The sequence below is a fragment of the Paenibacillus sp. FSL R10-2734 genome, assembly GCF_037963865.1.
In the GTDB taxonomy this organism is placed as follows: domain Bacteria; phylum Bacillota; class Bacilli; order Paenibacillales; family Paenibacillaceae; genus Paenibacillus_AQ.
Genome location: NZ_CP150170.1, coordinates 4,631,666 through 4,650,592, shown reverse-complemented (window position 1 = coordinate 4,650,592; position 18,927 = coordinate 4,631,666). Strand labels below are relative to the sequence as shown.

Genomic DNA, 18,927 nt, shown 5'->3' with positions numbered 1-18,927 from the left:
AACAGCGAGGAGGAATTGTACATGCAATTAATGGGATGGGCTGAGGACGAGATATCCTATGAGTTAAGTAACGAATATTCTATTCGTAAGGCTGAATCAGATGAGTGGGGACTATACTGCTCCATTTATTATAATATCCAATATATTGGTTTTTTTAGAGAAGAAGGGTTCAATGCTGATCGAAACAATGCTTTCTGGATCTTTAAAGGTGAGTCTAAAATAGGTGGTGTAAGGATGTCGCCTAATCAGATCTATCATTTATTTGTGATTCCACCGTTTAACGATACATATGTGGTGCTGAAACTGCTGAAAAATCTTTTGATTTATTGGTCTGATCGAACTAAGCCTATAACAACCTTCGAGGTTTTACCGGATCAAGTCCATTTATTTGCGCGGGCAGGGTTTTGGCCTGATGAGTTCAGATGCCGCTGGATGCAGCGTCCAACAGATCATTTCGAGGTCGAATGGAATGAAGAATTTAGGATTGAAAGTCCACAGATCGAAGATGATGGACAGGGTGCTAAACGATTTATTCTTGAAGAGCAAATTGCTGAATGTAACTATGCGAGCTTTGCAGGAAGTCTTGAAGCAGTTAGAAGAAAGAAACTCTCTTATGAAGATTTTATACCAAGTGAAGAGCCGAATTATACAAATGAAGAATTACTTACAGCTTCAACGCTTGTATATGATAGGAGCTCGGGGCAGTTAATTGCGAATTGTCTCTTGGGTTTACAGGGCGATTACGCGGCAGTTTACAGTATTGGTGTTATACCTGCTTATAGAGGTAAAGGGATAGCGACATTGATGTTGAAAAGAGGACTTCATCTCCTTAAAGATAAGTATCCTTTCCTTAGATTATATGTCATGGAAGGTAATGATGCGGAGTCTGTTTATACAAATCTAGGATTTGTTCCAGGCGTACAAGAGATACAGAGCATGAATATTCCTGCACGCGAGTAGCGAACAAATCACAATGGATTACCCTGACACTTACTAAGATCAAAAAATGTGTTTTCTTAATATAATGTTGTGAAGTCCATAATTACAGGGAGGCTCACAACAGATGCAGAAGAAAAAAGCTACTTTAAAGAAGAAAACATTATATTCTCAATATGCACAGCGACATGTACATGAATTTGAAGGCAGTACTAAATTGGCTGAAGAAGGTGCAGATCGACATAATCATCGTTTTGCAGGTGTTACGGGGCAGGCGATTCGAGTAGGGAATAGTCATATCCATGAAATTGATCTTAGTAGAACTGATTTCTTGAACCACTTTCATAATCTGAAAAAGATAAGAACAGGCCCTGCTATTTCAGTTGGAAATGGTAAGCATGTACATTTTGTATCTGGCCAAACTACATTAAATGATGGTCACGTACACCGATTCAATTTCGCAACATTGATTCAAGCTCCACTTGTTTAATGAATTGAGTAGGTATGGAATGAAGCTCATACGTAATGAAAGAGCAAATAAAAAGGGTGCCTGTTGGCATCCTTTTTTAATGTGAATTTAGGCATGTGAAGTGATGGGAAACATGAAATGTTTAGGTAGTTCTTTTAAAAATGGACGCACAAACAATGTATCCTCACTCTGGGAAATTAATTCTGCCTCTAGGTGATCTATTGAATAATCTGGTGTGAAATAAAAGTGTATAGTCTCAGTCTCAGGAGTAATAATGCTATTCAATATTGCGTCGATATCAATACCTGTAGTACTAATAATATCAAAAATATGAAGCTGATGATCCTCATGCTTAAAGATCACTACAACGTCAGCTTCTTCAATATAATAAAAGGAATCATGGAAAGTAAGGATAAAGTAGAACAGCAGCTGATGTTCATTGTTTATAACACTAAGTATAGAGGATACAGGTATTTTTTCTTCAGCGAATTTTTTTAACAGGGTGAAATCAACAGAGTTATTTATGGATAAGGGACGCACAGAGTAAGTTTTAGACGGTTGACTACTAAGATGAACAGCGTTAATCGAAAAGCTACTTTCTTGCATACGTTGAAATCCGAATTTAGGGTAGAAGTCCAAAGCGCTGTCGTTTGCAAATAAGTAGATGAAGTCACATTCATGTTCGTACTTATCAATAATATGATCTATTAATTTTCTAGATAATCCTTGCATGCGATAGTTCGGATGTGTCATTACAGTGCCAATTTGAATAGCTTTATACTCTTTCTGATTTAAAATAATGGTCATTTTGTTTATGGATGCATTTGCTATCACGTGATCTCCATCGATAAAGGAATAACAAATATACTTGTCATTCCATCCCCCTTGTTCAACCCAAGCCGAGAAATCGATCCCGAAAATCGACTTTACTAATATAATAAAGCCTTCTTTATATTTTTCGATATGCTTGTAATCACAGATTAGTTGGTAATCACTCATATGTAAGCCTCTTTTCCAAAGGATTTTTCACAGTTACGTTTAATGGTTATATCTTACTACACCGGTATCAAGTAATGTTTATTATAAAAAAACAATCCCAATATAATTCGGAGGCTAGAATATGAGAGAAATAGATTATAGTAATTATTACTGGAAAGACGAGAAAATTAGATTGCGATCTATACAAGAAGGTGATTGGGAAGGTTATTACACGAATCGTTTCGATACTCCTGCGCGGCGACTCTTACAGTGTGCTGTTGAACTACCACCGACAATTGCCGAAGCTAAAAATTTTGCGGAGACTTACGCTGAGTTCTCGTCTAATAAATTAATGTTTACGATCGAGGATTTGCATGGCGAAAATGTTGGGGGAGTAAATCTTAATAGCATTGATGAGAAAAATGGTACGTTCAGTATAGGCGTGCAAGTAGATAAAGATCATAGAGGTAAAGGGTATGGAACGAGAGCGATAACTATCCTCTTAAAGTATGCTTTTTATGAGCGAAGACTACATAAATTCAATGAATGTGCGCTTGAAGGCAATGAAGGTTCTATAGCGATGTTAAAGAAAGTCGGCTGTGTTCAAGAGGGCGTGCGGCGGAAAGTCATTTACACGAATGGGCGATATTATGATTTGATATTGTTTGGATTAACGAAGGATGAATTTATGGAGAAAATGAGTGAGAATTTGTGAAATTGAAGGGGATTTTAAATTCATTCTTCGATTCCGCAGAACAGCGACCCTTCCGTTACTGGAGGATCGCTGTTCTGCGTTCAGGTTCATGGACATGCTATTTCATCTTTGAATTTTGAAACCAGAAAAATTAGGAGTTATTTTAGTTTCTCCACCTAATCTGACGTTCTTATTCGTCATTTAGTAGACTTAGGAGGAAAACGCTTGGCTCCTTTTTGATAGTTCGAGGGCGATTGATTCGTCCACTTTTTGAACGTTCGCGTAAAATGCGCCTCATCGAAATATCCAACTTGCTGTGCAACTGAACCAATCTTAATATCAGGCTGCATAAGCAGCACCTTAGCTTGATCTACTCTGTATTGATGTAAGTAATCGAGGAAGTTAATGCCCATTTCTTGCTTGAATAAAGACGATAAATAATTGGGTGAAACAAAGATGGATTCCGCGGTGGACTTCAACATCAGGTTAGTAGCATATTGTTCATGAATGATCTCTAAAGCTTGCTGGATGGTTCGGTGTATTGGTCGTTTGGAGTTCATAGATCCTACAGCTTGTTGGAGAATACGTTGCATGACCCCTTGAAGGTCTTCTATAGAGTCGGTTTCAGTGATTTGCTCCGCAAGAGAGACGATTCCGCTATAAATCCCTGATTCAGCTTGCGGTTGTTCCTCTATAAAACGAATAAGAATAGCGCTGTAAGTAATTGCATGGAATTGAGCATCGCGCTTGGGAAGTTGTGCCTCCTTAAGACATACAAACCATGAATCAAGTCCATCCGCAGCAAGGTCGTTTTGTCCTTGATGCAGATGATTCAAGGTTAACTGCTCATATTCTCTAAGTTGCTGTTCAGGTAGTCGGGATGCGCTATTCGGTTCATCAAGCTCATGATAGAAAAACACTGCCCCGTTGCCTTTCATGAATCTGGATTCAAGAGCTCGTATAGCTTCTTCATAGGCAATATGAAGGTAGTTGATATGCTGGCAAGTTGTACTAATCCCTATAGCTGATGAGAGACCTAGAAAAATTATAAAATTCTGCTGAACCTCAATAAATAAGCTTCGAATATCCATTGGACTAATAATGTCTTGGAATAGGACAAAAAAATGCTCGGAATCCCTAACCACCTCAATGCGACCTTGCAATTTTCCGGAAATTGTTTCTTCAATAACATTCATAACAGAGTAGCGGATCAATTCCCAATCGGCTGGACTCTTACGATATCGCTCCAAGGAGTCGATCTTAATGTTTATAACAGCCAAATAAAAAGATTCGGGCAGAAGCTTCGAGTTAAAATGACCCCACTGTTGAAGTCTATCTTCTCCAGGCGCCTTTGGTGCATGCATCCAACGCCCGATCAATTCGGATTCTAATAAGTATAAATGCTGGCGCCAGCGTTCCTCGAGCGTATTTACAGTATTCTTAAGCGTAGTGTTTTTTTTGTAAGTATTCATGGCACGGAGTAATGTTTGAATAATTTCCTCAGGATTTGATGGTTTCAGGATGAAATCGAAGGCCCCTGATCTTATTGCTGCCTGGGCATAACTAAAATCATTGTAGCCGGTTAGTAAAACGCAAATGCTTTCAGGGGAGATTGTACGCAATTTGGAAACCAACTCGAGCCCATCAATCCCCGGCATCCGAATATCAGTTAGTAGAAGATCCGGCGGATTTGCCTGAATCATCTCAAGTGCTTCTGTACCGTTGGAAGCGGCACCAATAAATTGAATGCCAATTTGTTCCCAGTTGGTCATGTGTACAAGTCCATTGCGAATCGCTGTTTCATCCTCAGCAATCATCAGTGTTAACATCAGGTATCCATCCTTTCGGAAAAGGAATAATTAACCGAACGCGCGTACCTTTTCCAAGAAGGCTGGTAATTTCAATCTTGGATTCATTACCATAGAACATGTGGAGTCTCTCCTTGATGTTATATAGTGCAAAGCTACCTTCAAGATATTTTTGCTTGTGAGATGTGTGTTCGGTGAGTTTCGCTTGAAGTTGACTCATCGTTTCCTCGATTATTCCCATCCCATTATCAATAATATCGACTATGCATCGTTTAGTATCTGTCTTTACGACGAGGATCTGTATTAAACCAGGCTCCTCCATGGGCTCCAAGCCATGTATAACTGAGTTTTCAACTAGAGGTTGGAGAAGCATGCTTGGCATTGGCAGACTCATAAGATCAGGTGGAATATTGAATTCATGAGTAAGTCTATCTTGAAACCTCAACTTTTGTACAGATAAATAATTATCGATGATGGCCAGTTCCTCTTGAAGAGTAGCCATATCCTTACCATTATTCAGTCGTAGTCTGAACATTTGGGATAGGGAACCAATCATCTGGGCTACTATCGGATTTCCCTGCTGCCTTGAAGTCCAGGCGATTGTATCGAGAATATTGTAAAGAAAATGCGGGTTAATTTGCGATTGCAATAGTTTGAGCTTGGCTTCCTTCTCATGTAGTTCGGATACATATACCTCATTGACTAGTTCATCTATACGACGGACCATTTGGTTATAACCTCGTCCTAGCTTTCCTATTTCATCGTTACTAATAGAATCTACCTGCTGGGAGAAATCACCACTCTGGAACTTTAACATCGATCTTAATATGCGAGTGAGCGGTTTCGTAATCGCTGAAGCGCCGATCCAAGAAAGTGCCATAACTACTAGAAAGGTGCAAAACATCGACAATAGAGTGATCAAGCGGATACGCTGAATCTCATTCATCAATCGAGTTTTGGATTGTATGACAATAACTTGAAGCTCGGACAACTGAGAGTTTCCATAAGAGATCAGTTTATCTTTGTAGTCGAAAGGCATATTCGGTGTAAATTGAGTATAAGAAACTCCTTGAAGTTGCTTCAGTTCACTGACGTTTTTGCCTATCGAATCACTCAGAGTCGAAGAGAGAACAATGCCCTCCTGATTAAGTACAAGGATATCTGTATCATTCAAGCTTCCTGCAGCATAACTATTCCGAATATCTGTTTCATTAATACCAATGACAAGGAATCCTATAATCACTCGGGGGTCCATGACATCCTTTATAGCTCGAGTGAGCGTTACCTTTCTAGAAGGATCTCCAATAAAGAGCTGTCGATCAGGACCTGTGTAATCCCATTTGGCATAGGCTGGCCGTTTGATTACGTTCATGTAATTTTCCGTATGCATGAAATCGGCATATGGAAGGGCCCCGGATACACCCTTGGTATTAAACTCTATGGGCTCCGCTAGATCCGAGTAAAGAATAAGTGAGTGGAAGAACTGCCTAGTTGTCATAAGACGGTTGATAACATTAAAAGTAGAACGAGCGGCTTCTGAGCTATCAAATTGTTCCTTTACGGTTAACAAGTCGTGTACTTCGGGCGATAAATAGAGGTAGTTGGATATATCAATTGCATCCATCGCAACATAGTCGAGGTGAAGCATTGTCTGTCGAGTCAAATTTTCTTGCTGTTCTCTAATGTTTGTTTCCATTTGCTCGGAGGCAATTCGATAAGTGAAAAAACCGGTTATCCCAAAAGCAATGATAATAAGAGGGGCGAATAGAAGAAGTAGCTTGATTCGTAGCGGCATTGGCCCTCCTAATTTAACTAGTGTATACACTGGATCTTAATAGAAATGCTAGTTAAGGTCGAAGTGTAACTCAGATTATACAGCACCAATTCCAAAAGGCAATAAAGAATGAAATTGTATGTGTGATCTATTGAATAGGTATCACCGAATCATAATAATGTACAAATTACTAATAGAAATACTACTAAAAGTTAGGGTGTCGTTCAATTTATACTGTAACTGTAGCAAACGACAGATAAAGAAAAGGGAGGATTTAATAATGAATTGGAAAAAAGCCTCATCAATTTTACTACTTACCACGATTTTTATTGTAGGAGGATGTGGGAACACCTCTAATCAGGTTGAAAAATCAAATGCTACAAACAGTACTACAGAAAAAACTGGAGACAAGCAGCCAGTTACACTAATGTTCTTCAGCAACAACCCGGATCGTGCTACAGGACAAGGACTCGCTGAACAACAACTGATTGATCAATACATGAAGGAAAATCCTCATATAACCATCAAAGTGGAGACCCTTGCCCCGGACGCTCAGTACCAAGACAAGATCAAGGTTTACAATGCTTCGGATCAATTGCCTGATATCATGATGTTGTGGGGTAATTCGAACTATATGGGACCTCTGGTGAAGAATGGGGCGCTAGCAGAATTCAAAACCGACGATTTTAAAGATATGGGATTCTTGGATGGTGCATTCAGTGGCTTTACAGACAATGATAAAATTTACGGAATTCCAAAAAACTCTGATTTTTGGGTGCTTTATTATAACAAGAAAATTTTTTCTGATAACGGCTTGACGCCACCGACCAACGAAACCGAACTAAATGAAGCTGTGTCCAAGTTAAACGACAAGAAGATTATTCCAATCGCACATGATGGGCGCGATGCCTGGACAACTGCATTGTGGATCGACGGAGTAGCTCAGAGATATTCGGGAACGTTTGACAATACTAAGCAGCTGAACATCATGGATCCTTCTTGGACAAAAGCGGCTAAGCATATGCAAGACGTAGCAAATGCGGGTATCTTCGGTAGTGGCTTCTTGAATCAGGATTATGGTACAGCACGCAACCTATTTGGACAAGGTAAAGCAGCAATGTTTATGATGGGTCAATGGGAAATGGGTATGGTAACCGATGTCAACTTCCCAGAAGAAGTACGTAATAATATTGGTGCGATACCTTTCCCAACACTTGATGGAGGTACTGGGAAAGTAACAGACCTGACGGCATGGAACGGTGGGGGCTATGGTGTATCCGCTAAATCTAAGAATAAAGAAGCTGCCCAAGATTTCTTAAAGTGGTTCTTCTTGCCTGAAAACTGGGCTAAGACAGTGTGGGAGAATGGTATCACCTTCCCAGCACAGAAATATGATCAATTCTTTACAGGTAAAGAAACTTCGTTACAGAAGGAACTCACAAGTATCTTCAACGAAGCTACTTCCATCAGTGGACTTCCGATTTCAGATCGATTGACGCCGGATACACAGAAACAGTACTACGATGCATTACAACAATTATTGGCTAATAAACTAACGCCAGAAAAGTTTGTGGAAGAGGCTGCGAAGATTATTGAGAAATCAAAGTCGACACAATAAGAGGCTAGAAAGAAAAAAATGTAATTATGTTTGGAATAAGAGGCAGGGCATTTGCTCTGCCTCCTTCAATAAAAAGGCGGAGATAACCTATGCATAAAGTACTTGGAGACAAACTTTGGATTGCCATATTGATTACTCCTGGTCTATTTTTCTTTATATTTCTTATATGCGTTCCAATTGGTGTCAGTGTCTTTTATAGTTTTACTGACTGGGATGGAATTAGTAGTTATAAAATGATAGGTTTTCAAAATTTCATAGATATTTTTACAGCAGACCCTGTTTTTTGGAAGGCTTTGTGGCACTCATTGTTGCTAGGAATATTGGCAATCATTATCCAGCATCCTATCGCGATTTTTCTAGCTGTTCTGATCCAGCATGCAGGGCGCTTGGAGAGACCTATGCGCACGATTTTATTTATACCTTCGATTATATCTGCATTCGTTACTTCTCAGCTCTGGGTTAGCATTTTCTCTACACAACTTGGCTTAATTAATCGGATTTTGGATCAAGTGGGACTATCAAGCTGGAAGCAAGATTGGCTCGGCGATCCTTCATTATCAATATTTTGTATTATTCTGGTCGTAATATGGCAAGGATTCGGCTATGGCTTTTTGCTCTATTATTCAGGTCTTAAGGGGATTCCTAAAGAGATTCATGAGGCTGCTACAGTTGATGGTGCTTCAACATTTCGTTACACAGTAAGTATTAGTCTTCCTATGATTACGCCGATTATCAGAATTGCCGTTGTTTTGGCTATTATTTCTGGATTCAAACAAATAGAGACCGTATATCTCATGACGGGAGGCGGTCCGGCAAATAATTCTCAATTCATTGCCATGTATCTGTACTCCAAGGCATTCCGTGAAGCTTTATATGGTTATGGTAACGCTATCTCAGTGGTGTTCGTTACGATATGTTTGGCTATTACGGTAATACTCAATAAATTGATTAAGAAAGATGTAGGTGAGTACTAATGACGTCTAGAAAACAAACTTTACCCTCCATCTCTCAACGTATGAAGAGTTCATCTGGGCAACGAATAAATATAGCAGGCTGGAGCATTCGTGTACTGCTCATTATGATCGCCATTATTCAATTATTTCCGCTGGTATGGCTTGTGGACTTTTCGTTGCTCAAAAGCGGCGACTTTTTCGGAAGTTCGATCCTAAAGTGGCCAGATCCACCGCAATGGATAAATTACAAGAATGCCTTTACACAAGGAAAAGTACCGCTTTACTTTCTCAATTCTGCTATCGTCACAATCGTCACGATTGTAGCAACGGTCATTTCCTCTTTATTTATGGCCTATGCCTGCACACGTATGCAGTGGAAGCTCCGCGGTGTATTTTATAATCTCATTCTTGTTGGCATGATCATACCCGTCTATTCGACTTTAATTCCGAATTTTCAAATTTTTAATAAACTTGGAATGCTAGATTCTTATTGGTCTTTGATTTTGCCTAACGTTGCTTTTGCTATTCCACTAGGGATGTTCATTCTCAGTGGGTTTATGGAATCCATTCCTCGGTCACTAGAAGAGGCGGCAGTAATGGATGGCCTAGGATTAGGTGGTCTAATCTTCAAGATTATTCTGCCTATGACTCTACCAGCAATTGCTACAGTAACTGTGATGACCTTCATTTCTACATGGAATGAGTTCATCATGGCGATTACTTATATTCGAAGTGAAACCTTTAAAACATTGCCGTTCGCATTGGTTCAGTTTACTGGTCAATACGCTTCTAATTATGCGGCACAATTTGCTGTTATGACCCTGATCGCTTTACCTTCTGTCGTTATTTATTTCTTATTTACTGAGCAGATTACGAGCAGTGTAACTGCTGGAGCTGTTAAAGGATAAGTACCCAATTCGGTCATTATGGATAGATTATAGATAAGTTAGGAGATGACAATGAATAATATGACATTCATGAAAGTGCCAAAGCAGGAAGCTACAAGTATTAGCCTTGCTGGAGAATGGGCCTATCGCTTGGATGGCGAAGATCTGGGCATTCAGGAGCGTTGGTTTGAGGAACAATTCTCGGCGAACAACAAGCTACGGCTTCCAGGATCGACTAGTGAGAATAGAATCGGTGAGTCGTTAGAACTTGCACTAGAGCTGAATAAAGAAACAGTTCGGTCGCTGCGCCAGCACTTCCGATTTGTCGGGGTGGCTTGGTATCAAAGGGACATTAGCATTCCCCATGAATGGAAGGGAAAACAAATAGAGCTATTCCTTGAACGAGTGATGTTCGAATCGCGTATATGGGTCGATGGGCTGGAGATTGGGGTGGGGGACAGTCTTTCCACTCCCCATCGGTTTTACTTAACAGCACAACTCGTGCCAGGCCAGACGCATAGACTGACGGTTCGTGTGGACAATCGAGACATTTGGAAGATCGGCAGTTATCCGAGTGCCTACACTGATGAAACGCAGACGATATGGAACGGAATAATCGGTAGAATGGAGCTTCGCGCTATCGATATGATCCAAGTGAGAGGCGTTCAAGTGTATCCTGATCTTGAGCGCAATGAAATTAAGGTGAAGATTACAATTAACAACTGTACAAGTGAAGACGCTGACATACGTCTAACGTTTATTGAGCAGCCCGCAATGATCGGATCAGAAGATTATAATGGAATATTGCGCTATATGCACACTGGCAAGGTGTCAGCCTTATCGGAGAACATATGCGAGGTTACTTATGAAATGGATGAGGACCATGTTATATGGGATGAATTTCATCCCGCCTTAATCAAGCTCTTTGTTGCTTTGTCCGCAAAGACGCAATCGGTAATCGCAGCCAAGGATATGCTAACGATAACTTATGGCATACGTAGCTTCCGCACAAACGGAACGCAGTTGGAGATCAACAATCGGAAGACGTTTCTTAGAGGTACACTCGATTGCTGCATCTATCCGTTGACCGGGTATCCTCCAATGCATCCCGAAGCGTGGGTGAAAGTATTTACTACCGTTAAAGCTTATGGATTAAATCATGTGCGTTTTCATTCATGGTGTCCTCCAGAAGCAGCATTCTCCGTTGCAGACCAGCTCGGAGTTTACCTCCAAGTTGAAGGCCCTATCTGGATGGATACATGGAATTTACCTGTAGGGACTCATCCGGAGCATTATCAATATTTGCCCAAGGAAGCGCAGAAAATCTTAGATGCTTATGGGAATCACCCTTCCTTTTGCCTGTTTGCCAATGGCAATGAGCTGAATGGCGATTTTGAATTGCTTGGGCAAATTGTAAAAGGGATCAAGGAGAATGATGGTAACCGGAGAGTATTTACTTTAACAGCGAACTGGGATCGTCAACTTGACACCGAGGATGATTTTTTCATCGCACAAACGGTTGATGGAGTGGGAGTTCGAGGACAATATTTTCACGATCAGATGGTGACATCGACTGAACTTCATTTCGAGGAGGCTGTGTCTCGGCGACATGTGCCTGTAATTTCACACGAGGTAGGGCAGTATACCGTTTATCCAAACATAGATGAAATTAATAAATATACTGGCGTATTGCGCCCTTTTAATTTCGAAGTCGTCCGCAATAATCTGCTAGAGAAGGGACTTCTTAAAGATGCAACAAAGTTTACGCAAGGCTCTGGGAGACTTGCTCTTCAATTGTATAGGGATGAAATAGAATCCGCCTTACGCACGCGAGGATTGGGAGGTTTTCAGCTGCTAGATCTACACGATTTTCCCGGACAGAGCACGGCAACGGTTGGTATTCTCGATTCTTTCTGGGATTCGAAAGGACTTATTGAACCTGAGCAATTCCGCCAGTTCTGCGCTCCAACGGTAGCTTTAATGAAGATGCCAAAGCGAATCTATACAAGCGATGAGCTATTCGAAGCAGAAGCGGAGCTTGCTCATTACGGTGCGCATGACTACAAGGGTGCTCTTATTCATTGGACCGTTCAAACCTTGGATGGCATCATACTTGATCGTGGAACACTGCAAGTAGAACATATTCCAAGTGGTCATGTTACTTCGCTTGGCAGGATTGAGAGCAGAAGCTTTGAGCATCTGGAGAATGCAGCTCAGCTGAAGGTAGGTCTACAGCTTGAAGGTACAACCATCACGAACAGCTGGAATATATGGGTATATCCACATCAGTTGCCAGCACATAACATAGAAGATATTCTCATAGCTAACTCATTTGATAATGAAGTGGAAGAACAACTTGAGAATAATGGAAAAGTGTTGCTTTTACTTAATAGTAGTGCTGTTAGCGATCTATATCCGGGTAAATTTTTCCCTGTATTTTGGAGTCCGGTGCACTTTGTTAGCGAGGACCCCTGCGGAATTTACGTGCAAGCACAACATCCCATTTTTGCTGATTTCCCTACAGATTTCTATGCAAGCTATCAATGGAAGGAACTTCTTGAAGGTTCAGATTCGATTATTTTGGATGATTTCCCGGTTAAGGTTGAGCCACTTGTACAGGTTATTCCTAATTTTTATAATAATCGCAAACTAGCGAATCTTCTCGAATTAAGAGTAGGTAATGGACGACTTCTTATCTGCTCATTAAACCTCGGGGATGAGAAAGGTGAGATGGGGCTTGTAGCCAAACAACTACTTTCAAGCATTCTGCTTTATATGAATAGCGAAAAATTTCAGCCGCATGCAATAGCAACCATATCGCAAACAAAAGATCGATTCGCTACGCTTCAGGAGAACAAGTCGGTACTTCGATTAAGAGGTAACGAGCTGGCTGTAGGTCTGCCTTCTATCGCTGATAGTGAGCAATCCATCGATTTCTCTGCAGCCAAAGGCAATGACGGCATTCAGCATACGCTGTGGCGAGCTGCTGACGAGCTTCCAGGACACTATTGGCAAGTGGATCTAGGTGGAATACGATCGATTACAGGAACTAAAGTTGAGTTTACTGAGGCCGTTAATTATTTGTATGTCATTCAAGTATCTGAGGACGGGACACATTGGCGAACAGTCATTAATCAAACTGGGCAAACGGGAGTAGAACCGATCCGAATAGATCTGTTTGCGGAACAAGCGCGCTATGTGAAAATTGTTTACAACGGGCTACCGCAAGGTGTCCGAGCAAGTCATAAGAAATTTGAGGTTTATGGAAGCTAATAGAAGGAGTTCACATCTAGGAACGCTACTTGAATTCTCCAGACGTAATCCCAGAAAAACGATTTCTGGGATTACGCTAGAAATATAATCGTTTACAATAATATCCACTACTGATTAGGCAGAATTCAACATGGATGTATCATATCATTTTTATGAGGATAAAATCATGAAAAAAACCAATGAAGAGCGGTTTATTATTGATGCTTGAAGCATAACTCTGCCGTTTTGCAGCATTATGCTTCAAAGTACTGGTTGCAATGCTTCAAATTGATTTCTATAATACAGCTTAGAAAAGTCCTCTCTTAATTTTTTATCGTGATTTATGCTGTCTCTTATTTGAGTTGAATTTGGAAAAATAAAATAGCTTGGATCAGAATAGTGAGGCAATTGATTTTATTGACTATACGCGAGAAGCGCTAAAAGAAAAAATTATTCTACATGAATTTAACATTGATCGTAAAATTATGTTAAATAACTCGCAAAAGGTAAAAGGTTTAATAGATTTGTATAAAATCTATTGTTCGAAAATAACAAGGATTTATAGTGAGTTTGATATGCAGGGTAAAAACAAAAGTTTATCCGTTTTCAATAAACTATCTTTATTCTATGCAGAAAAATTATTAAACGATGGTTTAAATGAAAAACAAATTTTTCTGAAAATAATTAATAGAACAGTTACTCATATACGTATGAGTCAAAATTATAGAGAGTTACCCGATAAGGAGCTAGAACAATGTGTGTCAAGGATTGTATTAGATTTATACAGGATCGTTAAAAAATATTCTTTCGTTAGATTGGCTTTTTTTATCGGATATTGCAGTCGTAAACCTCTCATTAGAAGCAAACCTAGATTTATTAGGACTTATGAGAGGTTTTTTATTATGAATATAAGTTTAAATACTTGGCTAAACAATCTGATCGGTTGAAGCTGAGCAGCCGCCAATTTTTCACGAATAGCTTTGCGTGGAAAACGTTTGGCAAAAAGCGCATTGAACGTCTTCAACAAGATGAGAAAACTCAGATTCATAAAGGGGATGTTGTGAATCTGGATGACGCTCACTGTGTACATCCGTTCGCGAACCCCCCCTTTTTTATAATGGCTCTTCGATCATTCGACTAAAGCGTATGCATGGGCTTAGCTATTATTTTCAAAAAAATACATAGAAATTATTCTATTTATGCATGATATATCTGGAGGTGATGAAAATGTGGCGTATGATTTTGGAATTTCTCTCAGATTGGGATACACTCTTATGGGCATCTCTATCATTTTTTATTCCATTTATTTCCTCAAAAGTATTTGGTTGGTTTTTTGAAAAGGACCAGTCCAATAGAGATTGGAACAAAGAAAACAAGGCAATGTTAGCGAGTAATCCCGTTCTAGGCCCAAATAACTTGCCTCGGAAGCTTTGGAAGGATTGGCCACCGACTGACACTTTGGGTGAAAATTTAAATACTAATTTAACTATTTTAACTGAACAACTAGGTGACAACTCAGATTTTTTCATCCGAAAATTTAATATCGGAAGTACAGATATTCGCGCAGCAATCGTATATATAAATAAAATATCCGATATAAAGACTATCCAAGAGTATGTTCTAAAACCGTTAATGCTGGATCTTAGTAATACTGATGTTTTAAAACTGGACGTTAGCTACGATTTCAAACATTACATTAAAGATCATGTATTGCCGCTTTGCACAATAAGCGAAACACAATTCTTATATGAGGTCATTGAGAAGCTGTTGGCAGGGTCAACAGCTTTGCTTATAGATGGCATTTCCGGCGGATTGGTCCTCGGAACTGGATCCACAGCTCCGCAGAATTTCGAAGAACCAGCTTCGGAAGCGCTTGTGCGTGGACCCAAGATCGGTTTTGTCAACTCATTGGACGAGAATATCTCTCTTTTGCGCACGAGGGCATCTGATCCAAATTTGCGAATGTTGAAATGCCAAGTTGGAGAACGGAACAAGAAAAATTTGGTCATTTCTTATGTGGATGGAGTTGCCGATCCGGACTTGGTTGATGAAGTGAAACGAAGAATTGCGAGTATCAAGATCGATGACCCGCTTGATTCCGGGTATATTGAACAGTTAATTGAGGATAACTTCATGTCACCATTTCCCCAGGTGCAAAGTACAGAACGACCGGATAGAGTCATAGCTTCACTTCTGGAGGGCAGAGTAGCCATTCTAACGGACGGAACCTCCTATGTTTCCATAGTTCCAGTAACGTTCAGCATGCTTTTGCAATCACCAGAAGATTATTATGTTCGTTGGATTCCGGCATCTTTGGTTCGTCTTTTGCGCTTTTTTGCGGCATTCATAGCTTTACTCGGACCGGCCATTTATATTTCCTTCTTATCTTTTCATCAAGGTTTGATTCCGACCAAACTTGCTATTTCCATGGCGGGAACTCGTGAGGGAGTTCCCTTTCCGCCATTTTTAGAAGCATTAATTATGGAAGTCGTTATTGAAATCTTGCGTGAAGCAGGACTTCGTTTGCCCAAACCCGTCGGGCAGACAGTTGGACTTGTCGGGGGCTTGGTTATTGGACAAGCTGCCGTTGAAGCAGGCATCGCCAGTCCTCTAATGGTCATTGTTGTTTCCTTAACCGCGATCTCATCGTTTGCCATTCCCCAATATGATGCAGGAATCGCCCTGCGAATGCTGCGTTTTGTTGCCATGTTTTCGGCGGCACTACTTGGGATCTACGGTGTTGTCATGTTTACCCTTTTTCTCTGTATCCATTTTGTCAAACTAAAAAATTTTGGAATACCTTATGCCTCGCCCTTAGTTCCATATCGCCTAAATGATTGGAAAGACTTTTTGATACGCGCTCCCCTCTCGATGATGAAATTGCGGCCGAAGATGATGAATGTACAGGACCAAACACGGCAAAGGGAAGACCCAATGGAAAGGAAATGATCGCATGATCCATCCGAATGACCGCATTACGACACCTCAAGCTGCTGTTATCTTAGCCAATATCCTTTTGGGTGTGGGCTTTCTGACCTTACCGAGAGTTTTGGCGGAAAAGATGATGACACCAGACGGATGGATTACTGTGATAGCAGGAGGCATCATCTCGTTTGGTTTCGGGTTGATTATGGTTAAACTCAGTCAGCGGTTTCCTGGGAAAACTTTTTTCGAATATAGCCAATTCATAACGGGAAAATGGGTGGGGTGGGCACTAAATCTCGTTCTAATCATTTACTTTGCACTCTTTGCTGGATATGAAATCCGTGATATGTCAGAGATTATCAAGTATTTCTTGCTTGAACAAACTCCGAAAGAGTTCATTATCCTTGTCTTTATGTGCGTTGGTGTATATCTTACCGCCGGCGGGATGAATCCCATCGCTCGAATGCTCGAATTAATTCTACCATTCACTTTAATTGTTATTATATTTAGTTTTTCGTTAAGCTTAAAACTATTTGAGATCGATAATTTGCGTCCGGTGTTGGGTTGGGGGCTTGGTCCCGTTCTCAAAGGATTACCCGAAACATGGAGATCCTTTGCAGGAATTGAAACTATATTATTCGTTACAGCCTTTATGAGCAGGCCTGAAAAAGCTGGCAAAGCACTATTGGCCGGTATCGGGATTTCTGTGTTCATTTATTTGCTTACTGTAATAACTGTCATGGGAGGCATTCCATTTGAACAGGTTGCGACCTTGATGTGGCCTACGATTTCCATCGTCCGTTCTTATGAACTTACCGGTTTTTTTCTCGAACGATATGAATCCTTGCTAATTGTGGTTCGATTAGTACAAGTATTTGCCGGGTATGTCATTTACCATTACATCGTTGCTGTTGGAATCTCACAAACTTTTAATAAGGAGTATCATCGATACTTATATATCGTTCTACCTGTGATTTTCCTGATAGCCATGTATCCGAAAAGCATGAATCAGCTGAATGAATTCGGTGATGTGATTGGCAAAATCTTTCTGGGTATCATTTGTCTAGTAGCACCGGCACTTCTTCTTATCACTTTGCTAAGGAGGATATCACATGTGCAAAAATAAATACCTGATCAGAAATTGGACTTCAAAGCTGCTCATTTTGTCTTTTTTCTTTTTTTTGAGCGGCTGTTGGGACAGTAAAAACATTACGGAATTGTCGTTAGTTGTCGGCGAAGCCATAGATCAAGGTGATGAAGCGCCAATGGAAAGAATATTGAATGAAAAGGGCGGCGGTTACCGTAAACAAAATATGATCACAATAACCTGGCAAATCGTTATTCCAAAAATTGCCGCATCAAAAAGCACCTCTGCAGACCAAAAACCATACAAAAATCATTCCATTTCAGGGGATATGATTCACCAATTTGCGAGAGAAGCTTCACTTGAATCAAAACCGTTATTTAATCAGCATCAAAAAATGTTCGTATTCGGGGAAAAGCTGGTGCGCAGTATGGATTTGCAGACGCTACTCGACCAGCATTTTCGCGATAATGAGGTTAGAGAAAGTGGCCTTGTTCTAGTCGCCAGAGGACTTGCGAAAGATACACTGGAGACTAAAGGGTCAGAAATTCCTGTGGATCGCCTTGTCCAAATTTCCAAAAATCAATACAGAAATACAAGGATATTGCCGCCGATGACTATACAAAATATTATGGGGAAAATATCCACTCGCTCCAGCTTCCTGGTCCAGAGCGTAGTTGCCTCACAAGGGGAAGTGAAATTTGCGGGAGCCGCTGTGTTTAAAGGAGAGACCAACAAGCTAATCGGCTTTCTGAGCGAAGAGGAGTTGGAAGGATTGACATGGCTGACGGGGAAGAGTAAAGGAGGGGTGGTCAAGACGTTGGATGAGCCGGATCAGCCATTTATTATTTATGAGTTGGAATCACTTAAGAGCCGTATTCGACCGAACGTAGCGGGCAACAAGATATCATTTCACGTCGAAATTGAATCGGTTGGCCGATTAACCGAGGACTGGCGTAAAAAAGTGAATTATTTCGAAGATGAATTCCTTCAATCGGCGGAAAAAGCGGCAGAAGAAGAAGTCATTCGACATGTCGACATGATTCTAAAAGCTATGCAAAAAAAGTATGGCGTAGAGGTTGCTGGGTTTGGCAATCAAGTGCGAATCCATTATCCAAAAGTGTGGCAAAATGTGAAACACAACTGGGATGAGGAGTTCAGGAAAATCTCTGTGACGTATAACGTGAAACTTAAAATAAACGACTATGGCTTGAGACGTATGAAAAAGTAAAAAACATTGCGGAAATGAAAACGGTATCGATGATAGATCAATTACTTTAAAGAGTTTAAAGATAGAGTCAGTAGACCTAATTCAATTGGGTATGGTAAAAGACGTTGTTTGTGACTTCTACTTGGGTCACTTCCGGATATGTTTTAAGCCATTTCTTAGCAACAGCTATTTGTAGATTAGTGGTTTACGAAATTATCCCAAGACTATGTGATTTGCTTGCAAGTTCATGCATACAAAACAAATAACTTCCACTGAGAAAAGAGCAACAATATTTACGGTTGCTTTATCAGGTAAAATATTTATCACAACCTTGCCTGC

14 protein-coding genes are annotated in these 18,927 nt (G+C 40.3%); 11 read left to right on the top strand and 3 right to left on the bottom strand.

Annotated features, from left to right (window positions below; translation table 11 throughout):
• Positions 1–21 precede the first annotated feature (21 nt).
• Entirely contained in the window at positions 22–960 is a 939-nt protein-coding gene (locus NSS67_RS20205; RefSeq protein ID WP_339315376.1) for a GNAT family N-acetyltransferase, read from the top strand.
• Positions 961–1,063: 103 nt separating this feature from the next.
• Positions 1,064–1,426 (top strand): YmaF family protein, encoded by a 363-nt coding sequence (locus NSS67_RS20200; RefSeq protein ID WP_339315375.1) that lies wholly within the window; start codon positions 1,064–1,066, stop codon positions 1,424–1,426.
• Between the two features lie 87 nt (positions 1,427–1,513).
• On the opposite strand, the gene NSS67_RS20195 is transcribed toward NSS67_RS20200, so the two are convergent.
• Positions 1,514–2,404 (bottom strand): GNAT family N-acetyltransferase, encoded by an 891-nt coding sequence (locus NSS67_RS20195; protein ID WP_339315374.1) that lies wholly within the window; start codon positions 2,402–2,404, stop codon positions 1,514–1,516.
• A 121-nt stretch (positions 2,405–2,525) separates the two neighbouring features.
• Between NSS67_RS20195 and NSS67_RS20190 the strand changes: the two genes are divergently transcribed.
• Positions 2,526–3,098, top strand: a complete 573-nt coding sequence (locus NSS67_RS20190; RefSeq protein WP_339315373.1) for a GNAT family protein — start codon at positions 2,526–2,528, stop codon at positions 3,096–3,098.
• Between the two features lie 176 nt (positions 3,099–3,274).
• Here the strand turns inward: NSS67_RS20190 and NSS67_RS20185 are convergent, their stop codons facing one another.
• Both NSS67_RS20185 and NSS67_RS20180 read right to left on the bottom strand, forming a co-directional pair.
• On the bottom strand, positions 3,275–4,906 hold the full coding sequence (locus NSS67_RS20185) for a response regulator (protein WP_339315372.1): 1,632 nt from the start codon (positions 4,904–4,906) through the stop codon (positions 3,275–3,277).
• Positions 4,884–6,680 (bottom strand): sensor histidine kinase, encoded by a 1,797-nt coding sequence (locus tag NSS67_RS20180; RefSeq protein ID WP_339315371.1) that lies wholly within the window; start codon positions 6,678–6,680, stop codon positions 4,884–4,886. The genes NSS67_RS20185 and NSS67_RS20180 overlap by 23 nt, the downstream gene beginning before the upstream one ends.
• Positions 6,681–6,939: 259 nt before the next feature.
• Between NSS67_RS20180 and NSS67_RS20175 the strand changes: the two genes are divergently transcribed.
• The 8 genes from NSS67_RS20175 to NSS67_RS20140 all read left to right on the top strand — a co-directional run bounded on the left by NSS67_RS20175 (position 6,940) and on the right by NSS67_RS20140 (position 18,609).
• A complete protein-coding gene (locus NSS67_RS20175; RefSeq protein ID WP_339315370.1) occupies positions 6,940–8,277 on the top strand; it encodes an extracellular solute-binding protein in 1,338 nt (445 codons plus the stop codon).
• An 89-nt stretch (positions 8,278–8,366) separates the two neighbouring features.
• Positions 8,367–9,251, top strand: a complete 885-nt coding sequence (locus tag NSS67_RS20170; protein WP_339315369.1) for a sugar ABC transporter permease — start codon at positions 8,367–8,369, stop codon at positions 9,249–9,251.
• A complete protein-coding gene (locus tag NSS67_RS20165) occupies positions 9,251–10,138 on the top strand; it encodes a carbohydrate ABC transporter permease (RefSeq protein WP_339315368.1) in 888 nt (295 codons plus the stop codon). Before NSS67_RS20170 ends, NSS67_RS20165 begins: the two co-directional genes overlap by 1 nt.
• Before the next feature lie 51 nt (positions 10,139–10,189).
• Complete coding sequence (locus NSS67_RS20160; RefSeq protein WP_339315367.1) at positions 10,190–13,390, top strand: sugar-binding domain-containing protein; 3,201 nt, start codon at positions 10,190–10,192, stop codon at positions 13,388–13,390.
• Positions 13,391–13,755: 365 nt separating this feature from the next.
• Positions 13,756–14,316 carry an ABC-three component system protein gene (locus NSS67_RS20155; RefSeq protein ID WP_339315366.1) on the top strand — a complete coding sequence of 187 codons (561 nt, stop codon included), beginning with the start codon at positions 13,756–13,758 and terminating at the stop codon, positions 14,314–14,316.
• Positions 14,317–14,596: 280 nt separating this feature from the next.
• Entirely contained in the window at positions 14,597–16,318 is a 1,722-nt protein-coding gene (locus NSS67_RS20150; protein WP_339315365.1) for a spore germination protein, read from the top strand.
• Positions 16,269–17,420, top strand: a complete 1,152-nt coding sequence (locus tag NSS67_RS20145) for a GerAB/ArcD/ProY family transporter (RefSeq protein ID WP_339315364.1) — start codon at positions 16,269–16,271, stop codon at positions 17,418–17,420. Before NSS67_RS20150 ends, NSS67_RS20145 begins: the two co-directional genes overlap by 50 nt.
• Complete coding sequence (locus NSS67_RS20140) at positions 17,407–18,609, top strand: Ger(x)C family spore germination protein (RefSeq protein ID WP_339315363.1); 1,203 nt, start codon at positions 17,407–17,409, stop codon at positions 18,607–18,609. The genes NSS67_RS20145 and NSS67_RS20140 overlap by 14 nt, the downstream gene beginning before the upstream one ends.
• Positions 18,610–18,927: the final 318 nt, after the last annotated feature.